The organism is Ralstonia flatus (assembly GCF_958439105.1).
Taxonomy (GTDB): domain Bacteria; phylum Pseudomonadota; class Gammaproteobacteria; order Burkholderiales; family Burkholderiaceae; genus Ralstonia; species Ralstonia flatus.
Window position 1 is genome coordinate 52882 of the sequence record NZ_CAUDLI010000004.1, and the last position, 13319, is coordinate 66200.

The 13319-nt window shown below is 68.6% G+C and carries 13 protein-coding genes; 5 read left to right on the forward strand and 8 right to left on the reverse strand.

Going from position 1 to position 13319, the window contains the following annotated elements; genetic code table 11:
- The first annotated feature begins 13 nt into the window (after window positions 1-13).
- The 5 genes from R2676_RS10440 to R2676_RS10460 all read left to right on the forward strand — a co-directional run bounded on the left by R2676_RS10440 (window position 14) and on the right by R2676_RS10460 (window position 4555).
- Window positions 14-280, forward strand: a complete 267-nt coding sequence (locus R2676_RS10440) for a hypothetical protein (protein ID WP_027679721.1) — start codon at window positions 14-16, stop codon at window positions 278-280.
- 7 nt (window positions 281-287) lie between these two features.
- Complete coding sequence (locus R2676_RS10445) at window positions 288-1559, forward strand: Nramp family divalent metal transporter (RefSeq protein ID WP_206274545.1); 1272 nt, start codon at window positions 288-290, stop codon at window positions 1557-1559.
- 98 nt (window positions 1560-1657) lie between these two features.
- Window positions 1658-2929, forward strand: coding sequence for a zinc-dependent alcohol dehydrogenase (locus R2676_RS10450; RefSeq protein ID WP_206274546.1), 1272 nt, complete (start codon window positions 1658-1660; stop codon window positions 2927-2929).
- A complete protein-coding gene (locus tag R2676_RS10455; RefSeq protein ID WP_147217599.1) occupies window positions 2926-3648 on the forward strand; it encodes a PIG-L deacetylase family protein in 723 nt (240 codons plus the stop codon). The genes R2676_RS10450 and R2676_RS10455 overlap by 4 nt, the downstream gene beginning before the upstream one ends.
- Window positions 3632-4555 (forward strand): glycosyltransferase family 2 protein, encoded by a 924-nt coding sequence (locus R2676_RS10460; protein ID WP_206274547.1) that lies wholly within the window; start codon window positions 3632-3634, stop codon window positions 4553-4555. Before R2676_RS10455 ends, R2676_RS10460 begins: the two co-directional genes overlap by 17 nt.
- Window positions 4556-4594: 39 nt before the next feature.
- On the opposite strand, the gene R2676_RS10465 is transcribed toward R2676_RS10460, so the two are convergent.
- Genes R2676_RS10465 through R2676_RS10500 form a run of 8 tightly spaced genes read right to left on the reverse strand, consistent with a single transcriptional unit; the run spans window position 4595 to window position 13310 of the window.
- Window positions 4595-5617, reverse strand: coding sequence for a UDP-glucuronic acid decarboxylase family protein (locus R2676_RS10465; RefSeq protein WP_027679725.1), 1023 nt, complete (start codon window positions 5615-5617; stop codon window positions 4595-4597).
- Window positions 5614-6606 carry a glycosyltransferase gene (locus R2676_RS10470; protein WP_206274548.1) on the reverse strand — a complete coding sequence of 331 codons (993 nt, stop codon included), beginning with the start codon at window positions 6604-6606 and terminating at the stop codon, window positions 5614-5616. The genes R2676_RS10465 and R2676_RS10470 overlap by 4 nt, the downstream gene beginning before the upstream one ends.
- Window positions 6603-7748: a glycosyltransferase family 9 protein gene (locus R2676_RS10475; RefSeq protein WP_206274549.1), complete on the reverse strand. Its 1146-nt coding sequence runs from the start codon at window positions 7746-7748 to the stop codon at window positions 6603-6605. Before R2676_RS10475 ends, R2676_RS10470 begins: the two co-directional genes overlap by 4 nt.
- A complete protein-coding gene (locus R2676_RS10480; RefSeq protein ID WP_206274550.1) occupies window positions 7745-8797 on the reverse strand; it encodes a glycosyltransferase family 2 protein in 1053 nt (350 codons plus the stop codon). Before R2676_RS10480 ends, R2676_RS10475 begins: the two co-directional genes overlap by 4 nt.
- The gene (locus R2676_RS10485; RefSeq protein WP_206274551.1) at window positions 8794-10620 is read right to left on the reverse strand and encodes a carbamoyltransferase family protein; all 1827 of its coding nucleotides are present in this window, start codon (window positions 10618-10620) and stop codon (window positions 8794-8796) included. The genes R2676_RS10480 and R2676_RS10485 overlap by 4 nt, the downstream gene beginning before the upstream one ends.
- A gap of 52 nt (window positions 10621-10672) precedes the next feature.
- Window positions 10673-11884: a lipopolysaccharide heptosyltransferase II gene (waaF, locus tag R2676_RS10490; protein ID WP_206274552.1), complete on the reverse strand. Its 1212-nt coding sequence runs from the start codon at window positions 11882-11884 to the stop codon at window positions 10673-10675.
- Entirely contained in the window at window positions 11881-12558 is a 678-nt protein-coding gene (locus R2676_RS10495; RefSeq protein WP_316857218.1) for a D-glycero-alpha-D-manno-heptose-1,7-bisphosphate 7-phosphatase, read from the reverse strand. Before R2676_RS10495 ends, waaF begins: the two co-directional genes overlap by 4 nt.
- The gene (locus R2676_RS10500; protein ID WP_206274553.1) at window positions 12549-13310 is read right to left on the reverse strand and encodes an SDR family oxidoreductase; all 762 of its coding nucleotides are present in this window, start codon (window positions 13308-13310) and stop codon (window positions 12549-12551) included. The genes R2676_RS10495 and R2676_RS10500 overlap by 10 nt, the downstream gene beginning before the upstream one ends.
- Between the last annotated feature and the right edge of the window lie 9 nt (window positions 13311-13319).

Sequence of the window (13319 nt, forward strand, 5' to 3'; positions counted from 1 at the left end):
TGCGGAGCCAACCATGCGAGACAAGCAACAGAAGGAAAACCGGGACGCCGAACAGCGTCAGGCCGATTGGGAACAGGCCGAGTCGCACCGCAAACCGGACGACCGGCCCGCCAATGCGGAAGCGGGCCGCACCGGCAGCACGGCACCCAAGCCGCAAAGCCAGCACGACACGCTGCGCCGCATGCGCCAGGGCGAAGTGCCGCCCGGCATCACCCGCGACAAGCTGCACGACCCAGGCGAGCAGACGCCCGACGCGCCGCCCACCGACAACCGCAGCTGAGCCCAGCGTGCCCGCAGCAGACGACACCCCGTGGTACCGCCGGCTGGGGCCCGGCTTCATCACCGGCGCCGCGGACGACGATCCGAGCGGCATCGCCACGTACGCGCAGGCCGGGGCACAGGTCGGCACGGCCATGCTGTGGACGCTGTTGCTCACGCTGCCCCTGATGATCGCCATCCAGCTCGTCAGTGCGCGGCTGGGGCGGGTGTCCGGGCAGGGCGTGGTCGCCAACATCCGGCGGCATCATTCGCCGTGGCTGGCGTATGCGTTCGTGGCGCTGGTCACGGTGGCCAACGTCATCAATGTCGGTGCCGACATTGCAGCCATGGGCGACAGCGTGCGGCTGCTCGTGGGCGGTGCCACGGCGTGGTACGCCTGCCTGTTTGCGGTGGTGACGCTCGTGCTGCAAATCTGGATGCCATATCGGCGGTATGCGCGCTATCTGCAGTGGATTGCGTTGTCGCTGCTGGCATACGTGGCTACGGCATTTGTCGTGAAGGTCGACTGGGCGCATGCGCTGCACGACACCGTGGTGCCGCGAATGCAGTGGTCGAAGGAGTATGCAATGACGCTGGTGGCGGTGTTTGGCACCACCATCAGCCCGTATCTGTTTGTCTGGCAAGCCGCGGGCGAGGTCGAAGAAACGCGGCTGGCCGAAGACGAAGCCCCACTCAAGCAAGCGCCGTGGCAGGCGGAAGACCAGTTCGCACGCATCCGCATCGACACGACGGTCGGGATGGCGGTGTCGGCGCTCATCGCCTTCTGCATCATGCTGACGGCCGCCTATGCGCTGCACACACACGGCGTCACGCAAATCGAGACCTGTGCGCAGGCCGCCGAGGCGCTCAAGCCGGTGGCCGGCCGCTTTGCACAGATGCTGTTTGCCGTGGGCGTGATCGGCACGGGGCTGTTGGCGGTGCCGGTGCTGGCGGGGTCTGCGGCCTATGCCGCTGCCGAGGCCTTCAAGTGGCATAGCAGCCTGGAAGCCAAGGTGCACCACGCGCCCAAGTTCTACCTGTTCCTGACGCTGGTGATGGCGGCCGCCATGGTGATGGTGTTCCTGCCGATCGAGCCCTTCAAGTTGCTGTACTGGTCCGCCGTGCTCAACGGCGTGGCCGCCACGCCGGTCATGGTGATGCTGCAGTTGATGTCGCGTCGCAAGGCGGTGATGGGGCCCTTTCGCAGCTCGCCGCTGCTGCATGGCACGGCCTGGGTGGCGACGCTGTGCATGTGCGCCAGCACGCTGCTGTTCTTCGTACTGGCTGCGCGCGGTTCCTGAAAAAAAACAGCCGGCTGCGGCGCAGGCACCGGGGTTGCGTGTCTTGGGCGAAACCGCGTTTCCGGAGCGGTGTCCTGTTCACCAACCAGGGGTCAATCATGAAAGCTGTTGTATTTCACGGCATCGGCGATATCCGTCTGGAAGACGTGCCCGAGCCGACACTGCGCGAGCCCACCGACGCCATCGTGCGCCTGACGGCCAGCGCCATCTGCGGGACGGATCTGCACTTCGTGCGCGGCACCATGGCCGATGTGAAGGAGGGGCGCATTCTCGGCCACGAAGGCGTGGGCGTGGTGGAAGCGCTGGGCGACGATGTGCGCAATCTGTCGGTGGGCGATCGGGTGGTGATTCCGTCCACCATCGCATGCGGCGCGTGCGCATATTGCCGTGCTGGTTACACGGCGCAATGTGACGTGGCGAACCCGCACGGGCACCTGGCCGGTACCTCGTTCTACGGCGGCCCCGAAGAAGCCGGCGGGTTCGACGGCCTGCAGGCGGAAAAGGCGCGTGTACCGTTTGCGCACGTCAACCTCGTGAAGCTGCCCGACGAGGTGTCGGACGACCAGGCCATTCTGCTGTCGGACATCTTCCCCACCGGCTACTTCGGCGCCGATCTGGCCAACATCAAGCCAGGCCATACCGTCGCTGTATTCGGTGCGGGGCCGGTGGGGCAGTTCGTGATCGCCTCGGCCAAGCTGATGGGCGCGGGGCGCATCTTTGCGGTGGACCACCTGGCGGACCGGCTCGACATGGCGCGCGCCCAAGGCGCCGAGGTGATCGACTTCGAACGCGAAGACCCCGTGCAGGCGTTGCGCCGGCTCACCGGCGGCATTGGCGTGGATTGCGCAATCGATGCCGTGGGCGTGGACGCGCAGCATGCCGACCACGGCCCAGCCCGCCCCGACGACAAGACGGCCAAAGCCTTTGCCGCCGAGCGCAAAGCCACAACGCCGCAAGCGCGTGGCACGGGTGCCGTATCCGACGCCAACGAGAACGCACCGTGGCAAGCCGGCGATGCGCCCTCGCAAGCGCTGCGCTGGGCCGTCGAAGGCCTGGCCAAGGCGGGCACGCTATCGATCATCGGCGTATATCCGCCCAACGACACGACGTTCCCGATCGGCATGGCGATGAACAAGAACCTCACCATCCGCATGGGCAACTGCAACCATCGGCGCTATCTGCCCAAGCTGGTCGAGCTGGTGCGCACGGGCGCGATCGATCCGGCGACCGTGCTGTCGGTGCGCGAGCCGATGGCGGCGGCGCTCGATGCCTACCGCGCCTTCGACACGCGCGAGCCCGGCTGGATGAAGGTCAAGCTCGACCCGCAAGCCACTGACGGCGCTCGCACGCCCCGCGCCTCGCGCGCATGAGCCGGGCGCTGCACGATCGCGTCGCCAGTCTCGGGCCGGTGCTGGTGATCTCACCGCACTTTGACGACGCGATCTTCTCGTGCGGTGCGTTGCTGGCAGCGCATCACGGCAGCCGCACGGTCACGGTGTTTGGTGGGGCGCCTGAAACCCCGGTCTCAACGACCTGGGACCAGGAGGCGGGCTTTGCCGATTCCACCCAGGCGGTGGCGGCGCGCAGGCTGGAGGATGCGCAGGCGCACGCGCAGGTCAGCGCCACGGTGCATCACCTCGGTTTTTGCGACAGCCAGTACGGGCAGACGCCCACCGTGGCCGAACTGGAGCGTGCGCTCTATCGCCTGGTGGAAAGGCGCGCGGCAGACGCGGTGTTCGTGCCGCTGGGGCTGTTCCACAGCGACCACGTACTCGTGCACGAAGCGGCATTGCTGCTGCTGCGCAAGCTGCCGCAGCGGCTCTGGATCGGCTACGAGGACGCGCTGTACCGGCGTGGGCGCGGCGCCGTGCAGGACCGCATCGTCGCGCTGGCCGCGCAGGACATCGTGGCCACACCGGTATCGCCCGTCACGGCCGTCGATGGCCGTCAGAAGCGCCGCGCCGTGGCCTGCTACGCCAGCCAGCTGCGCGCCTTCGGCCCCGGCGGCGTGGAAGACCTGCACCAGCCCGAACGTTTCTGGCTACTGGAACCCAAGCAAGGAGAACCCGATCATGCAACCGTTGGATGACGCCCGCAGGGCGCAGGCACCGTGTTCCATCGTCGTGCTGACGTACAACCGTGCAGCCACCGTGCTTGAAACGCTGGGCAAACTCGTCGCGCTCGATGAGCCGTGGCCCATTGTGGTGGTGGACAACGGCTCGACCGACGGCACCGCCGACCAGATCGCCGCGCGCTTTCCCGACATCACACTCGTGCGTGTGCCGCGCAACTACGGCGCGGCGGGTCGCAACTTTGGCGTGGCCAGCGTCGATACGCCTTACGTGGCTTTCTGCGATGACGACACCGCGTGGCTGCCGGGCTCCGTGGCACGCGCGGTGGATGTGCTGCAGCGGTATCCGTCGGTGGGCGTGGTGGCGGCGCACGTGGTGGTCGGCCCCACGCGGCGCGACGACACTGCGTGCGAGCCCATGGCCACCAGCACGCTGCCTTCCGACGGCTTGCCCGGCCCGGCGTTGCTCGGCTTCATGGCCGGCGCCTGCGTGGTCCGCACGCGCGCCTTTACCGAGGCCGGCGGCTACCGGCGCGATCTCTTTATCGGCGGTGAAGAAAGCGTGCTCGCGCTTGACCTGGCCGACGCGGGCTGGCGCATCGTCTACTGCCGGGAGGTGGTCACCCATCACAACCCCTCGCCGGTGCGTGATGTGACCCAGCGGCGTGCGCTGCTGACGCGCAACGAGTTGCTGAGCGCCTGGCTGCGCTTGCCGCTGGATCTCGCCTGGCGGGTGACGGGCCGCGCCATCCGCGCGATGGCCGAACAGGGCGTGCTGGCGGAGGCATTGCCCGCCGCGCTGGTGCGCCTGCCGCGCACGTTGCTGCATCGGCATACCGTGCAGCCGGCTACGGTGGCACTGTGGCGGCAGATGGATGCCGACCGCCAGCGCCGCCGCGCCATCCCCACACTGTCGATCGGTTGAGCCGGCCGGAGAGAAACGCCCGCGGAGGCCGGCCGAACGTCACGCCAATGCGGGCATCGGCGCCAGGAAGAACTGCTGCCGGAAGTACTCCACCGTACGCGCCAGCCCAACTTCAAGTGCCGTGCGGGGTTCCCAGCCGAGCGCTTCCCGGGCCAGCGTGATGTCGGGGCAGCGCTGCGTCGGGTCGTCCTGCGGCAGCGGGTGGAAGACGAGTTCCGACGTCGAGCGTGTGCAAGCCACAATCTGCCGCGCGATATCGAGCATGCTCATCTCCACCGGGTTGCCCACGTTGACCGGTCCGGAAAAATCCGGCGGCGTGTTCATCAAGCGCACCAGTGCGTCGATGAGATCGTCCACGTAGCAGAAGGCGCGGGTCTGGCGGCCATCACCGTAGAGCGTGATCGGGTCGCCGGCCAAGGCCTGCATGATGAAGTTGGAGACAACGCGCCCGTCGTTCGGGTGCATGCGCGGGCCGTAGGTGTTGAAGATGCGCGCGACCTTGACGTCCAGGCCATGCTGGCGGCGGTAGTCCATGAACAGGGTCTCGGCGCAGCGCTTGCCTTCGTCGTAGCACGAGCGCACGCCGATGGGGTTGACGTTGCCCCAGTAGCGCTCGGTTTGCGGATGTTCGTGCGGGTCGCCGTACACCTCGCTGGTGGAGGCCTGCAGGATGCGCGCGCCCACCCGCTTGGCCAGCCCGAGCATGTTGATCGCACCGTGCACGCTCGTCTTGGTGGTCTGCACCGGGTCGTGCTGGTAGTGGATGGGCGAGGCGGGGCAGGCCAGGTTGTAGATGTCGTCCACCTCCACATACAGCGGGAAGGTCACGTCGTGGCGCAGCACCTCGAAGCGCGGGTGGCCCAACAGGTGGGCGATGTTGCGCTTGGTGCCGGTGTAGAAGTTGTCGACGCATAGCACATCGTGCCCGTCGCGCAGCAGGCGATCGCACAGGTGCGAGCCGAGAAAGCCCGCGCCGCCCGTGACCAGCACGCGGCGCTGGTCGCGCCAGTGGTGGTGCGGCTCGGGGTGGCCGGGGTGGTGTGCGTCTCCGTGGTGTCTCATGCCGCCTCCTTGTTGTTTTCCATGACGGTGGCAAACGCGTCCAGCCAATCGGCGACGAAGCGGTCGATGCCGAAACGCGTGCGGGCCGTCTCGCGCGCCGCGTCGCCCCAGCGGCGGGCCAGCGCCGGATCGCGCAGCAGCGTCTGCATGACGCCTGCCAGCGCATCCGGGCTGGTATCGACGTAGCCGTTGTGGCCGTTGCGAATGACCGTGCTCATCTCGGTGGTGGCCAGGCCGACGATCGGCATGCCGATGGTCATCGCTTCCACCACGGCCAGGCCCAGGCTGGTGTAGCGGATCGGGTTGAAGAAGAAGCGGTAGCGCGCGCAGAAGGCGGGCAGGTCGAGGTTGCCGACTTCGCCGATCCCGCCCGCGGCTTCCGCCCCCATGCCGACCAGATCAAGCGGCACGTGCTGGCGCAGCGACTGGAACACGTCGGCACCCAGCCGTCGCCCGCGCTTCTGCAAGTGGTTCACGACCACGATGCCGCGCTCCAGCTCGCCGGTGTAGCTCGCCGGCACGGGCAAGTGCACGCCGTGCTCGATCACGCGTGCGGGCGTGATGCCGCTGTCCCACATCAACGCGTTGAACGGCGTCACATGCACCAGCAGCACGTTCGGGTCTTGCACCCAGTGCCGTGTGTTGGTGGGGTGTTCCTGCGGCGGATCGTGTTCGAGATAGATCGTCGGCAGTGCCCGCTGCGCCGGGCTGAGCACCGACAGGCGATCGTTTTCCCAATGCGCGCGCGATTGATACAGCACCGCATCGAAGTGCTGCCCGGCAACGGCATCGAACGGCACTTCGTGCACGTTGTCACCCCAGGGCAGCACGCCGACTTTGCCCGCATAACCGGGCGGCACGCGGCCCGAGGCATCGGGCGGCCGCGTCACCAGATAGAAGTCGTGCGGCACCTGCGACAAGTAGTACAGGTAGTTGCCGTGCACGTGCCACGTCAGGATGCGCAGGCGTTGTCGCGTAGGGTGGGTCATGAGGTCGAATTCTCGATCGTGTGCGATGCGGTGGGAGCGTCGGCGGCTTGCGGTGCATGCGATGCGCGCAGGTGCACGTCGGGGTCGAACAGCGCGGCATACGCGGCGTCGAGCACTTCGTGCACCGTCACATCGCGCGCGCATTCGTGCCCGGTGGGGCACGTCCAATGCATGCAGGGCCGGCACGGCGGGTGCGCGGCCAGCACGCGGTGCAGCGTGCGGTCTGCCGGCGCCCAGCGCTCCACGTCGCTGCCGCAGGCAATGACGAGGCTGGGCGCCCGCACCGCCGCCGCTACGTGCGACACGCCGGTGTCGTTGCAGATCAGCAGGCGCGCCAGCCGCAGCAGTGCCGCGAGCCCGCCAAGCGAGGTTTGCCCGACCGCCGAGGCCGCACGCTGGCGCATGTGGCTGCGGACCTCTTCAACCAGCGCCGCCTCCGAAGGCGCACCCGTGATCACCACATGAAAACCGCTGACGATGAGCGTGTCGGCCACCGCAGCAAAGCGCTCCGGCCACCAGCGTCGCGTGGGCATGCGCGCGCCGGGGTGCAGGCAGACCAGGCGGTCGCGGTCCAGCGCGTGGTGGCGCAGCAGGGCAAGCGCTTCGGCATAGTCGTCGCGCATGAGCGGAAAGTCGGGCGTGGCCGACACCGCCGGCGCCCCCAGGTGATCGAGCAACGCCAGCAGGCGCTGCGCCTCAGGCAACTGCGTCGGCCACGGGAGCAACCCCGGATCGGGCTGCCGCGGGATCACGCCATTGGGTTGAAACCCGAACACATGGTGCGCACCAAACTGGCGGACCACCTCCGTCGATTGCGGTCCGCTGCCGTGCAGCTGGATGGAGACATCCAGGCAGCGTGCCCGCATGCCGGCATAGAACGCGTGTGTCGCGTCTGCATCGGCAGGCCCGGCTTCCGGAAAGCCGTCGCCGCCCGGAAAGGCGACAAAGTCGTCGAGCAGATCGGCATAGCGCTCTTGGAACTGGCGCGCCCACGGCAGGCCCACGAGCGTGATGTGGGCCTGGGGCGCGGCGGCCCGCAGCGCGTGCAGGGCGGGCACGGCGCACAGCATGTCGCCGAGTTGCAAGGCGCGAAAGACGGCGATGCGGCGTGCGCCGCGCAAAAGTTCAGCTGCGGGCGTCATAGGAACCAGACCCGAAAATGCCATGCACCGCGCAAGCGCCAGTACAGCGCGAGCGGCGGGATGGCGATGGATGTCCAGAACATTTCCAGCACGTGCCGCGCGGTGTGTGCGGTGCCGCGCAGCCGCATGGCGGTGAAGCGCAGCGTGAGTGCCAGCCACACCACGGCGGCCGCAGCGGCCACCCAGGGCAGATGCGCGGCCAGCGCGGCCACTGCAACCACCACGGCAGCCCCCACGCCGTAGTAATGCCACGGCGGCACCGGGCGGATGCGCGTGCGGTAGAGCCGGGGGTGTTTCTTGTAAAGCAGCGCGTCGTAAAACACCTTGCGCTGCTGCGACACGCTCACGCCCCACGGCGCCGGCCGCACGGGGTGATGCATCAAGGCGCGCGGCGCCTGCACGATGCGCCCGCCGGCATCGAGAATGCGGAACTGCAGGTCGGAATCTTCCCGCCACGCGAGCCGGAAGCGCTCGTCAAAGCCGCCGACGCGCTCCAGCATCGCGCGCCGTACAAAGCAGTTGGCGGTGACGAATTCGGCGCGGGTGAGGCCGCTGGCATCGCGCTCGTAGTCCGTCGGACGCTCGGGCAACGGCATGCGCACTGCGCCTGTGGCGGCGTCGGGCGGCCCGCCGTTCTCAGCACCGGCAGCGCTGTCGGCCGTGGTCATGACGCGCCAGCCTTCCGCCAGCCACGTCGGCGCCGGAATGGTGTCGTCGTCGGTGAAGGCGATGATGTCGCCGGTGGCGGCGCGCCAGCCGCGGTTGCGTGCGGCGGCGGGGCCTTGCGTTTCGCGCACGGGCACGTACTGCACGCGCCAGCCCGGGGACGCTGCGGCAAAGCCGTCCACGACCGCGCGGGTGGCGTCGTCGGGGCCGTCGTCGGCAACGACCAGTTCCAGCCGGTGCGCGTCGAACGTCTGCGCCCGCAGGCCGTCCAGGCAGCGTTGCAGCATCTGCGGCCGTCGCCATGTCGCAATCACGACGGACATGGCGGGCGCCCCTTGCACGGAGGTCACCGACGACACGTCAAACGGCATCGGCTGGTTCATGCGACCCCCGCCAGGCCGGGCACGCGCCGCAACCCGTCGACATTGCGCACGGCGCCGTCTTCCTGGGTCTGCGATTGCTCCGGGCGCAGGGCCGTCTTGCGCAGCAGGAACGGCCCGATTACCAGCGCGTCGAGCGGCGATGTCCAGAACGACTCCACCGCATCGCGCGGGCTGCACACCATGGGCTCGCCGCGCGTATTGAACGACGTGTTCACCAGGATCGGCACGCCGGTGCGCCGCTCGAACGCGGCCAGCAGGTCGTAGTACAGCGGATGCTGGCGCCGGTTGACGGTCTGCACGCGCGCGGTGCCGTCGACGTGGCGCACGGCCGGGATCTGCGTGGCACGGTCTTCGCGCACGTCGAAGATGAACAGCATGAACGGCGCGGCTTGCGCACCGACAAACCAGTCGGCGGCGCGTTCTTCCATCACCACCGGAGCGACAGGGCGGAAGTCCTCGCGGTCCTTGATCTCGTTCAACCGCGCCTGCATGTCGGCGGGGATGGGCGAGGCGAGGATGGACCGCGCACCCAGCGCGCGCGGGCCGAACTCCATGCGCCCCTGGAACCAGCCGATCACCTGGCCCTGCGCCAGCAGCTCCGCGGTCTGCTCGGCAATGTTGTCCAGGCGCTCGAACGGCAGCTTCGACCACGTCAGGAATTGCTCGATCTCTTCATCGGCATACGACGGGCCGAGATAGGCGTGGTCCATTTTCCACAGGCGCTGCTTGTTGCCGCGCGCCTGGTAATCCGTCCACAGCGCGGCACCGAGCGACGTGCCGGCATCGCCGGCTGCCGGCTGCACCCAGACGTTTTCGAACGGGCCGCGGTCGCGGATGCGCGCGTTCATCACGCAGTTGAGCGCCACGCCGCCGGCCATGGCCAGGTTGCGTGCGCCGGTGGCCTGATGCAGCCATTGGCTCATCGTCAGCACCGTCTCTTCCAGCACCTGCTGGAGCGAACGGGCGATGTCAAAGTGGCGCGGTTCCATCGGGCCGCCACGCTGGCGCGGCGGGCCGAAGCGCTCTTCCAGGCGCAGCGGTGCCACGGTGTAGCGGCCGTCGGGGTCAACGCGCACCATTTCGTGGAATGCGTCGACATAGCGGGGCTCCCCGTATGACGCCAGCGCCATCACCTTGTATTCGTCGGACGAACGCAGAAAGCCCAGGTAGTCCGTCACCTCTTCATAGAGCAGGCCGAGGGAGTGCGGCAGGTCGACCTGCTGCAGGCGTGTGTATTCGCCGTTGCGGAAGAGGCCGTAGGACGTGGTCGCGCGCTCGCCGCGTCCGTCCATCGTGAGCACGGCACAGTCGTCGTAGGGCGCCGCCAGGAATGCGCTGGCCTCGTGCGCCAGGTGGTGCTCGACAAACGACCAGCGGAACGGCCCGGTGTGCTTCACGTTGGCGAAGCGCGCCCGCAGATGATGCGGCGCGCCGTCGGCCAGCTGGCGCGGGGCGTTCAGCACGTACGACAGAAACAGCGGATCCCACGGCGCGGCGCCGGGCGGCAGATCCATTTGCGCCGACGGCTGCAGCGGCAGCGCGATATGCGTCTGCGCCTGCAGGTCGGTCAGCAGGGCCGGGTCGAGCGAGTAGGCGACCTGATCCACGCGCGCCAGGTCGATGCCGGCCTCGGCCAGGCAGTAATCGATGGCGTGATACGGCAACTGCCAGGTGGAAAACGGCACCGGCCGCTTGGCATGCTTGACGTGCGTGAAGCGTTCGTCTTCAGCGGCGGCGATCACCACACCGTCACGCACCAGCGTGGCGGAAGAATCGTGATACGCCGCGTTGATGCCGAGGGTGTAGAGCGGTTTGGCTTCCATGCGGGGCTCCATCAATCGGTTCAGTCAGTACAGGTCGGGGTCATGGGCAAACTCAAGCGACCGGCGTCGGCGCGTTCGACGCCGCTAGCGCAGCGGCAGCCGGTGCGGGCCACAACGCCCGCGCCACGCGCGACGACTGCCATAGCGGGTGCGCCGCCGCGATGACTTCTTCTTCCGTCACGCCGGTCAGACACGCCTGATGGCCGAGCGGGCACACGCTGCGGTAGCAATAGCGGCACGGCACCTGATGCGAGAGCACCGCGTGCGGCACGGCCCACGGCGTGTGCTGGGGATTGGTCAGCGCGTAGAGATCGACCACCGGTGTTTGCGTGGCCGCCGCCAGATGCACGGGGCCGCTGTTGTTGGACACCAGCAGCGCTGCACCTTCAATCAGCGCAGCCAGTTCGCCGAGCGTGAGCGCCCCCGCGAGGTTCAGCACGCGCTGCCCCGCGATCAGCCCGGGCAGGCACACCTGCTGCACCAGTTCCGCTTCAGCCGGCGCACCGGTCACCAGCACCGGACACCCATAGCGGTTTGCCAGCGTGCACGCGATGTGCGCGAAGCGTTCGGGCGGATAGCGCCGCGACGCCGCAGTCGCCCCCGGATGCAGCACGATCCACGGTGCGTCCGTGGTGATACCGCGCTCGGCCAACTTGGCGCGCACGGCATCGCGATCCGCCGCGCGTACGTTGAAGCGCAGCCGATGCGGCAGGTGCGCGGCCACGTCGGTCACGTGCTGCACGAGGTCCAACTGGCGTCGCACCTCGTGGCGCACGTCGCCGGGTGCGGTGGCGGCAATGCGCGCATCGGGGTCGGCAATCCAGTCGGTCAGCAGCGCGTACGGGTTCTCGCGGCAGTGCGCGAGGCGCAGCGGAATGCCCGCCAGAAAGCACAACATGGCGGCCGGCAAAGGGTTTTGCGTGTGCACGGTAAAGATGACGGCCGCGTCGAATGCGCCGTCGCGCAAGGTGTCGACCAGCGCGCGGGTCTGCTCGGCGTCTGCCGCGTTGGCGTGCTTGGCCCACGGCACATCGCAGACGATCACGTCGTCGATGTCGGACAGGTGCGGGGCCGCCGTGGCGCCCGATCGCGAGGTCAGCAACGTGAGATGACGGCTCGCGCCGCGCGCGTGTTCGTCGGCCTTCAGCGCATGAAAGGCCGGCGTGGTCATCACCACGTCGCCCAGGTTGTCCGGCCGCACGCACAGGATGCGGCTCGCGTTGGCCCACACCGCGCGGCGCTCGGGAATGCCAGCCGCGATCATGCGACAGCCCTCAGATGGTGCGCGGACGATGAGGGCGACGCGGGCGACGTGGGCGACGTGTGCGAAACGCGCGAAACGTGCGAAAGGTGTCGCGCCTGCTGCGCGATCACGATGGCGGCAGCCTCGTCAAAGCGGCCGACGATGTAGTCCGGCACGCGCAGGGGCCCCGGCTGCCACCGGGTCTCGTTGCCGTTGGCAATGAGGATGGTCTGGCAGCCCGCGCGGCGGCCCGCTTCCACATCGTTGAGGATGTCGCCGATCATCCACGAGCCTTCCAGGGTGATGCCGTGCGCGGCGGCGGCCTGGCGCAACATGCCATCGCCGGGCTTGCGGCAGGCGCAATGGATGCTGCCGTCAGCGGCGGGTGCATGCGGGCAGAAGTAGAAGCCGCCCAGCGTGGCCCCGTGCAGTGCAAACAACTCGCCGAGCCGCTGCGCGACACCTTCGAGCGCATGCTCGGGAAAGTAGCCCAGCGCAACGCCCGGCTGATTGCTCACCACGATGAGCGGCAAGCCCGTGGCGCCCAACAGCCGCAAGCCGTCGCCAGCGCCCGGGGCCAACGCAATGCGCGCCGGGTCGACGTTGTAGGGCACGTCTTCCAGCAACGTGCCGTCCTTGTCGAGAAAGATGGCCGGGCTCGGCTGCGGCCGCATCGGCCCGCGCATCAGGGCCATGACGTCTCCCGCATCGGCAGCACCATCACTTCCGGGATGACCGTCTCGGGCGGCTGCAGCAGCACGAAGCGCACGGCGGCGGCCACGTTGGCGGGGTCCTGCAGGTTGTTCACGTCGATGTCGGGAAAGCGGTCCAGCAGGAACGGCGTGCGCATGCCGCCGGCAATCACCGCAGAGACCTTGATGCCGTGCGGGCGCAGCTCGGCATGCAGCGCATGCGACAGCCCCAGCAGGCCCCACTTGGTGGCGTGGTAGACCGACGCATTCGGCCACGCGCGGCGCGATGCGGTGGAGGCGATGTTGACGATGGCGCCGCTCGCGCGCTTGCGCATCAGCACGCTGGCGTGCTTGGCCAGCAGGAACGGGCCGCGCAGGTTCGTGCGCACCACGCGGTCCCAGTCTTCGACGTTCAGTTCGTCAATGGGCAGCGTGATATCGATGGCCGCGTTGTTGATGACGGCATCCACGCGGCCAAAGCGGTCGACCACTTCATCGAGCGCGCTGCGCACGGCGGCTTCGTCGCCCACGTCCAGCCCTATGGCGTGCGACTGGCTCCCTTCGGCGATCAGCTCAGCGGCGGTGCGGTCAGCGGTGCCGGCATCGTAGTCGGTGGCGACCACCGTCGCCCCTTCGGCGGACAGCACGCGGCTGATGGCGGCCCCCAGCCCGCGCCCCGCGCCGGTCACGATGATGACCTGGTCGCGCAGCGTCGGTGTGGTGTTGGGATTGGAGTTCAAATCGGTCTGGGTCATGGCGGCGTG